Annotated in this window: 16 protein-coding genes; 6 read left to right on the top strand and 10 right to left on the bottom strand. The window is 71.6% G+C overall.

The window, feature by feature from the left end; translation table 11 throughout:
- Positions 1 to 81: 81 nt before the first annotated feature.
- Both IE109_RS12060 and IE109_RS12055 read left to right on the top strand, forming a co-directional pair.
- Complete coding sequence (locus IE109_RS12060) at positions 82 to 678, top strand: VanZ family protein (RefSeq protein ID WP_189550795.1); 597 nt, start codon at positions 82 to 84, stop codon at positions 676 to 678.
- Positions 679 to 757: 79 nt separating this feature from the next.
- Positions 758 to 958 carry a PspC domain-containing protein gene (locus IE109_RS12055; protein ID WP_189550794.1) on the top strand — a complete coding sequence of 67 codons (201 nt, stop codon included), beginning with the start codon at positions 758 to 760 and terminating at the stop codon, positions 956 to 958.
- 83 nt (positions 959 to 1,041) lie between these two features.
- On the opposite strand, the gene IE109_RS12050 is transcribed toward IE109_RS12055, so the two are convergent.
- Positions 1,042 to 1,377, bottom strand: a complete 336-nt coding sequence (locus tag IE109_RS12050) for an ATP-binding protein (protein WP_189550793.1) — start codon at positions 1,375 to 1,377, stop codon at positions 1,042 to 1,044.
- 130 nt (positions 1,378 to 1,507) lie between these two features.
- Positions 1,508 to 2,662: an adenosine deaminase gene (locus tag IE109_RS12045; protein ID WP_189550792.1), complete on the bottom strand. Its 1,155-nt coding sequence runs from the start codon at positions 2,660 to 2,662 to the stop codon at positions 1,508 to 1,510.
- A gap of 100 nt (positions 2,663 to 2,762) precedes the next feature.
- On the opposite strand from IE109_RS12045, the gene IE109_RS12040 reads away from it, so the two are divergent.
- Positions 2,763 to 3,533 carry an alpha/beta hydrolase gene (locus tag IE109_RS12040; RefSeq protein ID WP_189550791.1) on the top strand — a complete coding sequence of 257 codons (771 nt, stop codon included), beginning with the start codon at positions 2,763 to 2,765 and terminating at the stop codon, positions 3,531 to 3,533.
- Between the two features lie 6 nt (positions 3,534 to 3,539).
- Here the strand turns inward: IE109_RS12040 and IE109_RS12035 are convergent, their stop codons facing one another.
- Complete coding sequence (locus IE109_RS12035; protein ID WP_189550790.1) at positions 3,540 to 4,499, bottom strand: LysR family transcriptional regulator; 960 nt, start codon at positions 4,497 to 4,499, stop codon at positions 3,540 to 3,542.
- 62 nt (positions 4,500 to 4,561) lie between these two features.
- On the opposite strand from IE109_RS12035, the gene IE109_RS12030 reads away from it, so the two are divergent.
- The 3 genes from IE109_RS12030 (at position 4,562) to IE109_RS12020 (ending at position 7,632) form a co-directional block, all read left to right on the top strand.
- Complete coding sequence (locus IE109_RS12030) at positions 4,562 to 5,851, top strand: MFS transporter (protein ID WP_189550789.1); 1,290 nt, start codon at positions 4,562 to 4,564, stop codon at positions 5,849 to 5,851.
- A 33-nt stretch (positions 5,852 to 5,884) separates the two neighbouring features.
- Complete coding sequence (locus IE109_RS12025; protein WP_189550788.1) at positions 5,885 to 6,580, top strand: L,D-transpeptidase family protein; 696 nt, start codon at positions 5,885 to 5,887, stop codon at positions 6,578 to 6,580.
- Positions 6,581 to 6,648: 68 nt separating this feature from the next.
- Positions 6,649 to 7,632, top strand: coding sequence for a sigma-70 family RNA polymerase sigma factor (locus IE109_RS12020; RefSeq protein WP_189550956.1), 984 nt, complete (start codon positions 6,649 to 6,651; stop codon positions 7,630 to 7,632).
- Here IE109_RS12020 and IE109_RS12015 read toward each other — a convergent pair.
- The 7 genes from IE109_RS12015 to IE109_RS11985 all read right to left on the bottom strand — a co-directional run bounded on the left by IE109_RS12015 (position 7,550) and on the right by IE109_RS11985 (position 15,207).
- The gene (locus tag IE109_RS12015; RefSeq protein WP_189550787.1) at positions 7,550 to 7,924 is read right to left on the bottom strand and encodes an STAS domain-containing protein; all 375 of its coding nucleotides are present in this window, start codon (positions 7,922 to 7,924) and stop codon (positions 7,550 to 7,552) included. The genes IE109_RS12020 and IE109_RS12015 overlap by 83 nt on opposite strands.
- 133 nt (positions 7,925 to 8,057) lie before the next feature.
- Positions 8,058 to 9,335: a thymidine phosphorylase gene (locus IE109_RS12010; protein WP_189550786.1), complete on the bottom strand. Its 1,278-nt coding sequence runs from the start codon at positions 9,333 to 9,335 to the stop codon at positions 8,058 to 8,060.
- 120 nt (positions 9,336 to 9,455) lie between these two features.
- The gene (locus IE109_RS12005; protein WP_189550785.1) at positions 9,456 to 9,845 is read right to left on the bottom strand and encodes a cytidine deaminase; all 390 of its coding nucleotides are present in this window, start codon (positions 9,843 to 9,845) and stop codon (positions 9,456 to 9,458) included.
- Positions 9,842 to 11,113 carry an ABC transporter permease gene (locus IE109_RS12000; protein WP_189550784.1) on the bottom strand — a complete coding sequence of 424 codons (1,272 nt, stop codon included), beginning with the start codon at positions 11,111 to 11,113 and terminating at the stop codon, positions 9,842 to 9,844. Before IE109_RS12000 ends, IE109_RS12005 begins: the two co-directional genes overlap by 4 nt.
- A gap of 145 nt (positions 11,114 to 11,258) precedes the next feature.
- Positions 11,259 to 12,368, bottom strand: a complete 1,110-nt coding sequence (locus tag IE109_RS11995; protein ID WP_189550783.1) for an ABC transporter permease — start codon at positions 12,366 to 12,368, stop codon at positions 11,259 to 11,261.
- Entirely contained in the window at positions 12,365 to 13,942 is a 1,578-nt protein-coding gene (locus IE109_RS11990; protein WP_229890935.1) for an ABC transporter ATP-binding protein, read from the bottom strand. Before IE109_RS11990 ends, IE109_RS11995 begins: the two co-directional genes overlap by 4 nt.
- Positions 13,943 to 14,163: 221 nt before the next feature.
- Complete coding sequence (locus IE109_RS11985; protein ID WP_189550782.1) at positions 14,164 to 15,207, bottom strand: BMP family lipoprotein; 1,044 nt, start codon at positions 15,205 to 15,207, stop codon at positions 14,164 to 14,166.
- Positions 15,208 to 15,339 lie beyond the last annotated feature (132 nt).

Genomic DNA, 15,339 nt, shown 5'->3' with positions numbered 1-15,339 from the left:
CGGTTGCGGGGGGCCGGGACGCGGCGCGGTCCGCGGGCGGGGCGGCGGCCGGGCGGAACCGATCGTGCCGGTCGGCGCGTCTTGGGGGGCGTGCAGCGTCATGGTTCGGACGGCAGCGCCGTCATCCGCCTCCGCGCGGCGGGGCTCATCCTCCTCATCGCCCATCTTGTGCTCGTGGCGTGGCTGACGCTGCGGCCGCGGGACGTGATGTGGGTGACGGCCGCCAATCTGGAGCCACTGGCCGGGATCAAGGCCGATCTGGCGCTGGGACCGCTGGAGGCGGCGAGACGGATCGGTGAGGGCCTGCTGCTGCTGGCACCGCTCGGGGTGCTGCTGCCCATGGCGGGGGGCCGGCTGGCGGCGTCCCCGTGGGCGTCGCTGTTCCGTACGGTCATGGCGGGCGCGCTCGTGTCGCTGGGCATCGAACTGGCTCAGACGGTGGTGCCCGGCCGGGTCGTGGACGTGGACGCGGTGCTGCTGAACACCCTGGGCGTGGCGCTCGCGCACCTCGCGGTGGTGCCCGTCTGGCGGGGGCGGCTGCGGCGCCGGAGGCCGGGTCCGGGCGCGGGGCGGGGGCAGCGGCCGGCCGGGGGCGGGGGCCGTGGGCTGGGCATGCTGCGGGACGACGTCTCTCAGGGTGCGACCCCGAGGATTCCCAGGGTCGGTATCGCCCCGTAGTCCGACGTTTTGTCCGGGACTTCCGGGCGAGGATGGAGTACATCGGACGAACCGATTTCCTCCCGCGAAGGAGCCCACCATGGCCGCACTTGCCCGCCCCCGTGACGGACGCATGATCGGCGGAGTGTGCGCAGCGCTGGCACGGCGCTTCGGCACCTCCGCGACGACGATGCGCGTGATCTTCGTGGCGTCGTGTCTGCTGCCGGGACCGCAGTTCCTGCTGTACCTGGCGCTGTGGATGCTGCTGCCGTCGGACCACGCCACCAAGCAGGCCTGGTAGACACCGGCAGCCGCGTACGCCGAGGGGGCGCCCACCTGTGACGGTGGGCGCCCCCTGTGGCGTACGCGGCTGCCGCCGGGGGCTCAGGCGCCGCCGAGGCCGGCGACCGGGAGGGCACCTCCGATGGGCAGGCCGCCGAGGAGGCCGGCGGCGGTCGCCGGGTCGATGGGCAGGCCCTGGACGGACGCGTTCTTGGTGGCGGCGCCGGTCAGCTCCTGCCCGGTGGCCAGCAGTTCGGTGGCGTTGTTCGGGGCCTGCTCCACGGCGGACTTCAGGACCGGCACGGCGGTGGCGGTCGCGGCGCCCAGCGCGGCGCTGGTGGGGGTCGACGTGGCCGCGGAGGCGGTGCCGGCGGCGGTGGCGGCGAACGCGGCACCGAGGGCGGCGACACCGAGGGTCTTGGCGGCGGACTGCTTCATCGAATTTCGTCCTTGGGGGAACTCGGGGAAAGATGAGCGGCTCTGCAACTTAGTCATCGTTCCGCAAGCCCCGCAAACACCCGAAACGGCCAGGTCGTGGAATTCGCCGGCCGTTCCCGGGACGGCGGGTTCAGGGCGTCTTCGGCACGGAGTCGCTGGTCGCGGCGGTCTGCCGGAACAGCCATTCGGACTTCAACTCGGCGTACCCGGGCTTGATCACGTCGTTGATCATCGCCAGCCGTTCATCGAAAGGAATGAATGCTGATTTCATCGCATTGACGGTGAACCACTGCATGTCGTCGAGCGTGTAACCGAACGTCTCGGTCAACAGCTCGAATTCCCGGCTCATGCTGGTGCCGGACATCAACCGGTTGTCGGTGTTGACCGTGGCCCGGAAGTGCAGGCGGCGCAGCAGGCCGATGGGATGCTCGGCGTACGAGGGCGCCGCGCCGGTCTGGAGGTTGGAGGTCGGGCACAGCTCCAGCGGGATCCGCTTGTCCCGTACGTACGCGGCGAGGCGGCCGAGCGCGACGGTGCCGTCGTCGGCGACCCGGATGTCGTCGATGATGCGCACGCCGTGGCCGAGGCGGTCGGCGCCGCACCACTGGAGCGCCTGCCAGATGGACGGCAGCCCGAACGCCTCGCCCGCGTGGATGGTGAAGTGGTTGTTCTCGCGCTTGAGGTACTCGAAGGCGTCGAGGTGGCGGGTGGGCGGGTAACCGGCCTCGGCGCCCGCGATGTCGAACCCGACGACGCCCGCGTCGCGGTAGCGGTTGGCCAGTTCGGCGATCTCCAGGGCGCGGGCGGCGTGCCGCATCGCGGTGAGCAGGGCGCCCACCCGGATCCGGTGGCCGTTCTCCCGGGCGCGCCGCTCCCCCAGGCGGAACCCCTCGTTGACGGCCTCGACCACCTCTTCGAGGGTGAGGCCCTTCTCCAGGTGCTGCTCGGGCGCGTACCGCACCTCGGCGTAGAGGACGCCGTCCTCGGCGAGGTCCTCGGCGCACTCGGCGGCGACACGGACGAGGGCCTCGCGGGTCTGCATGACGGCGCAGGTGTGGGCGAAGGTCTCCAGGTAGCGCTCCAGCGAACCGGAGTCGGCGGCCTCGCGGAACCACAGGGCGAGCTTGTCCGGCTCGTGCTCCGGCAGCGCGGTGTACCCGGTGGCTTCCGCCAGGTCGATGATGGTGCCGGGGCGCAGACCGCCGTCGAGGTGGTCGTGGAGCAGCACCTTGGGGGCTCGGCGGACCTGGTCCGCGGTGGGGATCTGGGGTGTCTGGCTCGTCATTTTCGAACTCTAGCCCCTACGCGCGTAGAGAGCGCGTCGATACGTAACAGTGACCGCGCGTACGGATCGCGTACACGTCGACTTCTGAGACTGTTCTGCCATGGCACCCAACGCACTCGTAGGTACGGCGGTCGCGCGGGCGGCCGGGCTGGGCCGCCCGGTGGGGACGTCCGCCCCGGCGGTGGGCGGCGTGGTGCTGCTCCTGCCGGACGGGGAGCCGGAGTCGGCGCGCGGCCCCTCGCCGGTCGCCCACGCCGCGGCCCTCGCCACGGCACGCCGGCTGGCCCGCGCGGGACGGGCCGAGGGCCTGGTGGCCCATGTGGTGCGGTACCGGGGGCGCGGCTGGAACGGCGCGGACGAGCGGCTCGCGGTCGACGCGCGGTGGGCCGCCTCGGAGGTCGTCCGCCGGTACGGCGACGTCCCGGTCTGCCTCGCCGGGCGGGGCATGGGCGCCCGGGCGGCGCTGCGCGCGGCGGGCCACACGGCTGTCGGCGCGGTGCTGGCACTCGCCCCCTGGCTGCCGGAGGACGACGTGGCGGCGGCACCCGAACCGGTGAAACAGCTGGCCGGCCGTCACGTGCTGATCGTCCACGGCACCAACGACGCGCGTACGGACCCGGAGCTGTCGTACCGGCTGGCGGAGCGCGCCAAGAAGGCCAACCGGAGCACCTGCCGGTTCGAGGTCCACTCGGACGGTCACGCGCTGCGCGAGCACCGGGCCGAAGTGGCGTCGCTGGCGGCCGACTTCGTCCTCGGCGCCCTGTTCGGCCACCCCTTCTCCCGCCCGGTCGCCGACGCGTTCGCCGCCCCTCCTCCCCTGGGCCTGCGCATGCCCCTGGCCTCCGGCTTCGGCAGAGCGCTGCGGCGGTAGGTGCGCCTATTCCGGCTCGTTGAGCAGGCGGCCCCGGCGGGAGAGCAGGAACCGTTTGAAGGCCGCGACCGGTGGGGTGTCGGGGTGGCCGTCCAGCCAGGCGACACCGATCTCGCGGGCGGCGCGGGGGGCCGTCACCGTGAGCTCCACGACGCCGGGGCGGGCCACGGCGGGCGGCGGGAGCAGCGCGACGCCGAGGCCCGCGGCGACCAGGCCGCGCAGCGTCTCGGCCTCCTCGCCCTCGAAGGCGATCCGGGGCGCGAAGCCCGCCTCGGCGCACAGCGCGTCGGTGATGCGGCGCAGTCCGTACCCGGGCTCCAGGGTGACGAACGTTTCCTCGGCGGCCTCCGCGAGGCGGACGCGCTTGCGCCCCGCCAGCCGGTGGTCGTCCGGGACGACGAGCCGCAGCCGCTGCTCGTCCAGGCGGCGGGCGACCAGGTCGGGGGCGTCCGGCACGGGCGAGGTCAGGCACAGGTCCAGGTCGCCGGCGCGCAGCCGCTCGATCATGGCCTCCCCGTAGTTCTGGACGAGCGTGAAGCGGACCTTGGGGTGGTCCACCCGGAAGGCGCGGATCAGCCCGGGGACGGTCTCCGAGCCCATGGTGTGCAGGAACCCGAAGGCGACCCGCCCCGCCGACGGGTCGGCGTCCGCCCGGACCGCGTCCGTGGCGCGCTCCACCTCCCCGAGCGCCCGCTCGGCGGAGGCCAGGAAGGTGCGGCCCGCGGGGGTGAGGGAGAGCGTGCGGCCCTTGCGGGCGAACAGCGAGACCCCGAGGTCCCGTTCGAGCCGGACCATCGCCCGCGACAGGGTGGACTGCGGCACCCCGAGGTCGTGCGCGGCCCGGGTCACGTGTTCGTGGCGGGCGACCGCGACGAAGTACGCGAGGCGGGGCGCGAGCAGCAGCCCCATGTCTTCTTCGTTACTGTTCGGTGACAGCCACTCCCGTGAACTGTGGTTATGCGCCATGGGAACGATTAAAGCCGTTCCATGCATTGGACGCATGAAACAGGTGTGCCTACGGTCGACGTATGCCTTCCGCCAGTACCAAGGCGGCCGCCACCGACGCGGTCGCCGACTCCCGCCTTTCCCCCGGCCGCCCCGGCTACCGCCGGATGAGCTTCGCGCTGTTCGCCGCGGGGATCGCCACCTTCGCCCTCCTCTACTCGACGCAGGCCCTCCTCCCGGCCGTCTCCGCCGACTTCGGCGTGAGCGCCTCGGCCGCCAGCTGGAGCGTGTCCGCCGCGACCGGCGCGCTCGCCCTGTGCGTCCTGCCGCTGAGCGCCCTGTCCGAGCGGTTCGGCCGCCGCGGCCTGATGAGCGCCTCTCTCGTGGTCGCCGTCGCCGTCGGGCTGCTCGTGCCCTTCGCGCCGAGCCTGGAGTGGCTGGTGGCGCTGCGCGCCGTGCAGGGCGCAGCGCTCGCGGGGGTGCCCGCGTCGGCGATGGCGTACCTCGCGGAGGAGGTGCGGCCCAAGGCGCTGGTCGCGGCGATCGGCCTGTTCGTCGCGGGCAACAGCATCGGCGGCATGAGCGGCCGGATCGTCACCGGCTGGGTCGCCCAGCTGTGGGGCTGGCGCGCCGCGCTCGCCGCTGTCGGGCTGATGGCCCTGGTGTGCGCGGTGGTGTTCCGGCTGATGGTCCCGAGGGCCCGGCACTTCACCCCCGGCCCGCTGAGCCCCCGCGCCCTGGCGTCGACGGTCCGTACCCACCTGTCCGACCCGCTGCTGCTGCGGCTGTACGCGATCGGCGCGCTGTTCATGACGGTGTTCGGCGCCGTCTACACGGTGATCGGCTACCGGCTCGTCGAGGCCCCCTTCTCCCTCCCCCAGGGCGTCATCGGGTCGATCTTCCTGGTGTACCTGGTCGGTACGGTCTCGTCGGCCGCGGCCGGGCGGCTGGTGGGCCGGATGGGGCGGCGCGGGGCGCTGTACCTGGCGGTGACCACGACGACGGCGGGCCTGCTGCTGTCGCTGGCGGACACGCTGGCGTCGGTGCTCGCCGGTCTGGTGCTGATCACGGCCGGGTTCTTCGCCGGTCACGCGGTCGCCTCGTCCTCGGTGAGCCGTACCGCGACGACGGGCCGGGCGCAGGCCTCGGCGCTGTACCAGTCGGCGTACTACCTCGGCAGCAGCGCGGGCGGCACGCTCGGCGCGGTCGCCTTCCACGCCGGCGGCTGGGCGGGCACGGTCCTGCTGGGGCTGGTCGCGGTCCTCGGTGTCGTCTCCCTGACCCTGTACGGGACGCACGCCGCGCGCGTGGAGAACCGGAAATCCCGCGAGACGTACAACCGCGCCGCTTCCCCGAGCGTCCTAAGGGCATAACTACCGCGAAGGGCTCCAGGGGGAGTGGTGTACGTGGGTGGGATACGCAGACGTGCCGGGGTCGCGCTCGGCCTCACCGGACTGGTCGTGCCGCTGACCGTCGCGCTCGGCGCCGCGCCGGCGCAGGCGGCGGCCTGTACGACGTCGACCGGGCCGTACCAGAAGCAGGTCGAGAAGTTCATGGGCAGGCCGGTGGACGGCAAGCAGTCGCCGGCCGACTGCAAGGCGACGCAGACGTTCCAGCGCTGGCACGGGATCACCCCGTCCGTCGGGTACGCGGGTGAGGTCACCTGGCGCACGATGAACACGATCCTCCAGCAGCGGGCGGCCGGGAAGAACCCCAACGCGGCGGGGACGTGCCCCACGAACAAGGGCCGCATCGCGTGCGTGGACCTGACCAGACAGCTCAGCTGGATCCAGGACGGCGCCAAGCTGGCCTACGGGCCGGTGCCGGTGCGGACCGGCCGGGACGGCGACGAGACCCGGACCGGCGCGCGGAAGATCTACCACCGCAACATCGACCACTGGTCGACGCTGTACCAGGTGAGGATGCCGTACGCGCAGTTCTTCGACGGCGGGCAGGCGTTCCACTCCGTCGGCAAGTCCATGTACAACCCGCCCGGCTCGCGCGGCTGCGTCAACATGCGAGAGCCCGACGCGAAGGCGTACTGGAACATGCTGCGGAACGGCGACGACGTGTTCGTGTACGGGCGCAAGCCCGGAACGTGACCCCCGCTGTCAGTCCCCTCCTGTAGCTTCCGTCGTGAGGCAAGGGAAGCGCGACAGGGGTGGACGCGATGACGGGTGTGGCGGGCGATGCGGAGAGCCTGGAGCAGTACCGGACCGAGCTGACCGGGTACTGCTACCGCATGCTGGGATCGGCCTTCGAGGCGGAGGACGCCGTCCAGGACACCATGGTCCGGGCGTGGCGGAGCTTCGAGAGGTTCGAGGGCCGGTCCTCGGTGCGTTCCTGGCTGTACCGCATCGCGACGAACGTGTGCCTGGACGCGCTGAACGCCGGCAACCGGCGGGCGCGGCCCATGGACCTGACGGCGCCGGTTCCGGTGGCGCAGGCGCGGTTGCACTCCCGCCCCGAGGTCACCTGGCTGGAGCCGGTGCCGGACGGGCGGGTGCTGCCCCCGGTCGCCGACCCGGCGGAGACGGCGGTGGCGAAGGAGTCCGTGCGGCTGGCGTTCGTGGCCGCGCTCCAGCACCTGCCGCCCAGGCAGCGGGCGGTGCTGATCCTGCGCGAGGTCCTCGCGTGGAAGGCCGCCGAGGTCGCGGAGCTGCTCGGGACCTCGGTCGCGTCGGTCAACAGCGCGTTGCAGCGGGCGCGGGCGACACTCGCGGAGTCGGCGCCGGCGAGGACGGACACGGCCGACCCACTGGACGAGGAGCAGAAGAAGCTCCTCGACCGGTACGTGTCGGCGTTCGAGGGGTACGACATGGCGGCGCTCACCGCGCTGCTCCACGAGGACGCCACGCTGTCCATGCCGCCCTACGACCTGTGGCTCCGGGGCCACGACGACATCGTGGGCTGGATGCTGGGCGTCGGGGAGGTGTGCCGGGGCTCGCGGCTGGTGCCGGTGGTGGCCAACGGCACGCCCGCGTTCGCGCACTACCACCCGGACCCGGAGGGCGGCTTCAGCCCGTGGGCCCTCATGGTCATCGAGATCGTGGACGGCAAGGTCTCGGGCATCACGTCGTTCCTGGACGTGAAGCGCTGGTTCCCGCTGTTCGATCTCCCGGAGCGGCTGGAGGCGGGGCGGGCGGGGGCGTGAGGAGCTGGTCGGCCAGTCCGGCCAGCTCCAGCAGTGCCCGCAGCTCGGGCCCGGCGCCCCGTACGGCCATCCGGTGCCCGAGCCGCCGGGCGGTCAGGCGCAGCCGGGCGAGGGCGTCGACGGTGGCGAGGTCCGGCCGGCGGACGGCGCCGATGTCGCAGACGACGAACCCGTCGCCCCCGTCGCCCCCTCCCTCGCCGAGCAGCTCGGTCAGTTCCTCGCAGAGCCGGGGCAAGTCGGCGGGCTCGACGAGGCCGGCGACGCGGAAGACTTTCGGGTCCGTGGTGTCCACGAGGAGAAGGACCCGGGGCGGGGGCGGAACTCATCGGTGGCGGCCGGTCACCCGGCCGGCCGGGCGGGCGGGCGGCGGGGCATGCAGAACGGGACCGACGGAGGTCCCCCGGTCCCGTTCTGCCGTCCCCGGGTCAGGCGATACGTTCGAGCACGACCGGGGTGGGCTCGTACGCCGTGCCCTCGGCGGCGATGTCGTACGCGCCGTCCAGGGACTTCAGCGCGTAGTCGAACTTCTCCGGGGTGTCGGTGTGGAGGGTCAGCAGCGGCTGGCCGGCCGTGACCGTGTCGCCCGGCTTGGCGTGGAGCTCGACGCCCGCGCCGGCCTGCACCGGGTCCTCCTTGCGGGCGCGGCCCGCGCCGAGGCGCCAGGCGGCGACGCCGACGCCGTACGCGTCGAGGCGGGTGAGTACGCCGGAGGAGGGGGCGGTGACCACGTGCCGCTCGCGGGCGACCGGCAGGGTGGCGTCCGGGTCACCGCCCTGGGCGGCGATCATGCGGCGCCAGACGTCCATCGCGGACCCGTCCGCGAGGGCCTTCGCCGGGTCGGCGTCCTTGATGCCGGCCGCGTCGAGCATCTCGCGGGCGAGCGCGATGGTGAGCTCCACGACGTCGGCGGGGCCGCCGCCGGCGAGGACCTCGACGGACTCGCGGACCTCCAGGGCGTTGCCCGCGGTCAGGCCGAGCGGGGTCGCCATGTCGGTGAGGAGTGCCACCGTCCTCACGCCGTGGTCGGTGCCGAGACCGACCATCGTGGAGGCCAGCTCGCGGGCGTCCTCGATGTTCTTCATGAAGGCGCCCGAGCCGACCTTGACGTCCAGGACCAGGGAGCCGGTGCCCTCGGCGATCTTCTTGGACATGATCGAGGACGCGATCAGCGGGATCGCCTCGACCGTGCCGGTCACGTCGCGCAGCGCGTACAGCTTCTTGTCGGCGGGGGCGAGGCCGTCGCCCGCCGCGCAGATGACCGCGCCGGTGGTGTCGAGGACGTGCAGCATCTCCTCGTTGGAGAGCAGGGCGCGCCAGCCGGGGATCGACTCCAGCTTGTCGAGCGTGCCGCCGGTGTGGCCGAGGCCCCGGCCGGACAGCTGCGGTACGGCTGCGCCGCACGCGGCGACCAGCGGGGCGAGCGGCAGCGTGATCTTGTCGCCGACGCCACCGGTGGAGTGCTTGTCGGCGGTGGGGCGGGACAGGGACGAGAAGTCCATGCGCTCGCCGGAGGCGATCATCGCGGCGGTCCAGCGGGCGATCTCCGTACGGTTCATGCCGTTCAGCAGGATCGCCATGGCCAGTGCCGACATCTGCTCGTCGGCCACCTCGCCGCGCGTGTAGGCGTCGATGACCCAGTCGATCTGCTCGGGGCTCAGCTCGCCCCGGTCCCGCTTGGTGCGGATGACGGAAATCGCGTCCATGGCCTTAAGGGTTCCTTCCAGCGGGATGGGACTGTCCTCCGTACGCGACTCTACGCGCATAGAGGAGAGGGGGAGGAAAGGACGACCCCTCCACGGACAGCGCGGAAGGGTCGTCCCGTCTCAACGGAGGTGCTGCGGTCCGAACGCCTGCGGCAGCATCTCGGCGAGCGTCAGTACGCCCGCGGGGGTGTCCAGCAGCAGTTCGTCGCCGCCGAACTCGTACAGCAGCTGCCGGCACCGGCCGCACGGCACCAGCACCCGGCCGCGTCCGTCGACGCACACGAAGTGCGTCAGCCGGCCGCCGCCGGTGGCCTGGAGCCGGGAGACCAGCCCGCACTCGGCGCACAGGCCGATGCCGTACGAGGCGTTCTCCACGTTGCACCCGGTGACCGTGCGCCCGTCGTCGACGAGAGCCGCCGCGCCCACCGGATAGCCGGAGTACGGGGCGTACGCGTGGGACATGGCCTCCCGGGCGGCGGCGCGGAGCGACTCCCAGCTCTCGGGCGTCACTTGCCCTGGCCCTTCTTGTACGGCAGGCCGTCCGCCTTGGGCATGCGCAGCCGCTGGGCGGACAGCGCCAGCACCAGCAGGGTGGTGACGTAGGGCGCGGCGTCCACGAACTGGCTGGGCAGCGCCTCGGTGAAGGCGTACCAGACGAACAGGCCCGCCGACACGACGGCGGCGATGGCCGCGGCCACGTACTTCTTCTTGTACAGCTGCCAGGCCACCATCGCGACCAGCAGGATCGCCAGCAGCAGGAGCATCGCGTGGACGTTCTCGGCACCACCGCGCAGCTTGAGGCTGTCGGTGAAGCCGAAGAGGCCGGCGCCGAGGGCCATGCCGCCCGGCATCCAGTTGCCGAAGATCATCGCCGCGAGACCGATGTAGCCCCGGCCGCCGGTCTGGCCCTCCTGGTAGATACCGGTGGAGACGATCGCCAGGAAGGCGCCGCCGAGGCCCGCGAGGGCGCCGGAGACGATGACCGCGATGTACTTGTACTTGTAGACGTTGACGCCGAGGGATTCGGCGGCGATCGGGTTCTCACCGCAGGAGCGCAGGCGCAGACCGAACGCGGTGCGCCACAGCACCCACCAGGTGCCGGGGATCAGGAGCAGCGCGAGGACGGTCAGCAGCGACAGGCCGGTCACCAGGCCGCCGAGCACACCGGCGAGGTCGGAGACGAAGAACCAGTGCTTGGCCTGGAGGTCGGCGAGCCCGTCCGACAGCCCGGGAATGGTGATCCGGTCGATCGCGTCGATGCGCGGGGACTGCTTGGAGGAGCCGCCCTCGGCCTCGGCGAAGGTGAAGTTGGACAGGTAGCGGGTGGCGCCGGTCGCCAGGATCGTGATGGCCACACCGGAGACGATGTGGTTCACGTTGAACGTGACCGTGATGATCGCGTGCAGCAGACCGCCGAGCGCACCGCCCAGGATGCCCAGGACGACGCCGGTCCACGGTCCCCACTGGTACCCGGCCCAGGCACCGAACCAGGTGCCGAGGATCATCATGCCCTCGAGGCCGATGTTGACCACGCCGGCCCGCTCCGACCACAGGCCGCCGAGGCCGGCCAGGCCGATCGGCACGGCGAGCTGGAGGGCGCCGGCGACCTGGCCGACGGAGGTGAGGTCGTCGGCCCCGCTGATCACCCGGACCAGGGAGAACAGCGCCAGGCCGCCCGCGATGATCAGCAGGATCACCGGCAGGGACAGCTTGCGGCGCCCGCCGCCCTTCTTCGGCGCGGTGGCCGCGGCCGACACAGTGCTCGTGGACTCGCTCATACTGCCCTCACCTGGTTCTCCCCCAGAGCGTTCGCCTGGGTGGTGCCCCCATCTCCGCCCGCGCGGCGCAGAGGCGCGGTCTTCCCGGTCATCCGCGGCCCGGCGGCCGCCCCGCCGCGGTGGCGGCTGATGTCACGGCCGTCGCTCACCGGACCGCCTCCTGCTTGTTCGTGCGGGCCTGGGCGGCGAGCTCCTCGCCGACCTTCTGCTGCTGTCGGCGCAGCCCGTACTGCCGGACGAGCTCGTAGGAGACGACCACGGAGATCACGATCAGGCCCTGCATGATCGTGGCGATCTCCTTCTCGTAGCCGAACTGGTCCAGTGAGGCCGAGGCCTTGTCCAGGAACGCGACGAGCAGCGCGGCGAAGAAGATGCCGATGGGGTTGTTGCGGCCGAGCAGGGCGATGGTGATGCCGGTGAAGCCGATGCCCGCCGGGAAGCTGAAGCTGTACGTGTGGGTCTGGCCGAGCAGCAGCGGCAGGCCGGTCAGGCCCGCGACGGCGCCGGAGATCAGCATCGCGGTGAGGACCATCTTCCGGGCGTCGACACCGCTCGCCTGGGCGGCCGAGTCGCTGGCGCCGGTGGCGCGCAGGTCGAAGCCGAAGCGGGTGCGGTTGAGGACGAACCAGTAGACGACACCGAGCGCGAAGGCGACGAAGGTGAAGCCGTAGATGGTGCCGCCCTCGACGTCCAGGCCGGGCACCCAGCCGGACTCCGGGATCGCACCGGTGGTCAGGTCGTTGGAGCCCTCCGCCTGCACGCCGAGGTTGGCGGGCAGGATCATCCAGGCGATGAGGCTGGTCGCGATGGCGTTGAGCATGATCGTCGAGACGACCTCGCTGACCCCTCGGGTGGTCTTGAGGATGCCCGCGATGCCGGCCCAGAAGGCGCCGACGAACATGGCGACGAACACGATCAGCAGGACGTGCAGCGGACCCGGCAGCTCGACGGAGGCGCCGACGACCGCGGCGAGCATCGCCGCCAGGCGGTACTGACCGTCGACACCGATGTTGAACAGGTTCATCCGGAAGCCGATGGCGACCGCCAGCGCGGCGAGGTAGTACGTGCCGGTCTGGTTGAGGATGAGGACCTGGACGTCGGTGAACTCGGCGTTCTCGACCATGATCCGGTACGGCTCGAACGGGTCGCGGTCCGAGACGAGCAGCACCACGGAGGTGAGCAGGAAGGCCACGACCAGGGCGAGCGCCGGACCGGCGAGGCCCAGGAGCAGCCGGTCCTTGTCGAATTTCCTCATCGGCCCTCACCGTTCTCGTTGTGCTCGAGGTGGCCGGTGGCAGCGCCGGTCATGGCCGATCCCAGCTCCTCGGGGGTGATCGTGGCGGGGTCCGCGTCCGCGACCAGCCGGCCGCGGTACATCACCCGCAGGGTGTCGGAGAGCCCGATGAGCTCGTCCAGGTCGGCGGAGATCAGCAGAACCGCCAGGCCCTCGCGGCGGGCCTCCCGGATCTGGTCCCAGATCTGCGCCTGCGCGCCGACGTCCACACCGCGGGTGGGGTGGGCGGCGATCAGGAACTTGGGGTTGTGGCTCATCTCGCGGCCGACGATCAGCTTCTGCTGGTTGCCGCCGGAGAGGGAGGCCGCGGTGACGTCGATGCCCGGAGTGCGCACGTCGTACTCGCGCACGATCCGCTCGGTGTCCTTGCGGGCCGCCTTCGGGTCAAGGATGCCGCGCCTGCTGTTGGGCGCCTCGGTGACATGGCCGAGGATGCGGTTCTCCCACAGCGGGGACTCCAGCAGCAGGCCGTGGCGGTGGCGGTCCTCGGGGATGTAGCCGATGCCGCCCTCGCGGCGCTTGCGGGTCGGCGCGTGGGAGATGTCGGCGCCGTCGAGGCTGATCACCCCGCCGTCCAGGGCGCGCAGCCCCATCAGGGCCTCGATCAGCTCCGTCTGGCCGTTGCCCTCGACGCCGGCGATGCCGACGACCTCGCCCTTGTGGATGGTGAAGTCGATGCCGTCGAGGACCTCGCGGACCACGCCGTCGGAGTCGGTGGCGGTCAGCCGCAGGCCCTCGACCGACAGCATCGGCACGTCCGTCACCGTCGACTCCCGCGTCTCGGGCGACGGCAGCTCGGTGCCGACCATCAGTTCGGCGAGCTGCTTGGTGGTGGTCGTGCGCGGGTCGGCGGTGCCGACGGTCGTACCGCGGCGGATGACGGTGATGTCGTCGGCGACCGCGAGCACCTCGCCCAGCTTGTGCGAGATGAAGATGACCGTGAGGCCCTCGGCCTTGAGCTCGCGCAGGTTGGCGAAGAGCGCGTCGACCTCCTGCGGGACGAGCACGGCGGTCGGCTCGTCGAGGATCAGGGTGCGGGCGCCGCGGTAGAGGACCTTGAGGATCTCCACGCGCTGGCGGTCGGCGACACCGAGCTGCTCGACGAGGGCGTCGGGGCGGACGTGCAGGCCGTACGCGTCCGAGATCTCCATGATCTTCTTGCGGGCCTTGGCACCGATGCCGTACAGCTTCTCGCCGCCGAGGACCACGTTCTCCAGGACGGTGAGGTTGTCGGCCAGCATGAAGTGCTGGTGCACCATGCCGATGCCGGTGGCGATGGCGTCGGCGGGGCTGGAGAAGGAGACCTGCTTGCCGTCGATCGTGATGGTGCCCTCGTCCGGCTTCTGCATGCCGTAGAGGATCTTCATCAGGGTCGACTTGCCGGCACCGTTCTCACCGACCAGGGCGTGGACGGTGCCCTTGCGGATGGTGATGTCGATGTCGTGGTTGGCGACGACGCCGGGGAAGCGCTTGGTGATGCCGCGCAGTTCCACGGCGGGAGCAGCCGGCGGCGATGACGGACTGGACGCGTTGATGACGCACTCTCCTTGGCGGGAAAGGAGCTTCAGGAGCGGGAGCAGGGGGCAGGTGCCGAAGTTATCGCGCCACGGAGGGCTCTACGCGCGTAGCGACGGCGAAGGGAAGAAACCGGGGGGCGACCCCCGGTGGGGTACGTACGGGGCGGAACATGACCGGGGTCCGGAGGGGCGGCTCGTACCACCCCTCCGGACCCGCGGACCTGGTCGCGGCCGCGCGGTTACGGAGCGGTCTTGACCTTGATCTTGCCGGCGATGATGTCGGCCTTGGCCTTGTCCACCGCGGCGGTCACGTCGGTCAGCTTGGTGAAGGCCGGGTTCGAGGTGGCCAGGCCCACGCCGTCCTTGTCCAGGCCGTAGCGGATCTCACCGCTCTGCGGCTTGCCGTCCTTGACCGACTTGATCAGGTTGTAGACGGAGTCGGAGACGTCCTTGGTCACCGAGGTGAGGATGTACTCCTTGTAGGCCGCGAGGCCCTTCTGGTTGTACTGGTCGGAGTCGACGCCGATCGCCCACTTCTTGGCCTTGGCGGCGGCCTCGATGGAGCCCGAACCGGCGAGACCGGCGGCGGCGTAGATGACGTCGGCGCCCGCGTCGATCTGGCCCTCGGCGGCGGCCTTGCCGAGGTCCGGCTTGGCGAAGCCACCGAAGTCCGGCGGCTGCGTCAGGTACTGGACCTTGACGTTGACGCTCTTGTTGGTGTCCTTGACGCCCTGGACGAAGCCCGCCTCGAACTTCTTGATGAGCGGGGTCTCTACACCGCCGATGAAGCCGACGGTCTTGGACTTGGTCACCTTGGCGGCGGCGACACCGGCCAGGTAGGAGCCCTGCTCCTCGCTGAAGACCAGATTGGCGATGTTCTTGCCGGTCTTCGAGGTGTCGTCGATCAGGCCGAAGGTGGTCTTCGGGAACTTCGGCGCGACCTCGGCGATGGCGGGCGCGTACGCGAAGCCGACACCGATGACCGGGTTGTTGCCGGCGCGGGCCAGCTCGGTCAGGCGCTGGACCTTGTCCGGGTCACCCTCGCCCTCGCTGGGCTCGGCCTCCGTGCCCTTGATGTCGAGGTCCTTCTCGGCCTTCTCCAGGCCGGCGAAGGCGGCGTCGTTGAAGGACTGGTCGCCGCGACCGCCGATGTCGTACGCGATGGCCGCCTTGGGGTCCTTGTTGTCGCCGCTGGACGACGACTTTCCGCCACATGCGGTGGCGCTGAGTGCGAGTGCCGCGGACGCGACGCCCACGGTTGCGATCCTGGTGATCCGGCGCAAGGGAGGCTCCTTCAACCTGACCTAAGCGCCTCTTCTCGGCGCTGGTTTCGCGGCGATCGTAACGCGCGTAGATGTCAGGTAAAGGCCTGTTCGGTAGCCGTTACCAGATCGACGCGAACAGCAGGTGACGCT

This window comes from Streptomyces lavendofoliae (assembly GCF_014649735.1).
Lineage (GTDB): Bacteria > Actinomycetota > Actinomycetes > Streptomycetales > Streptomycetaceae > Streptomyces > Streptomyces lavendofoliae.
Note: the sequence above shows the minus strand (reverse complement) of the source record. Positions and strands in the feature narration are given on the sequence as shown.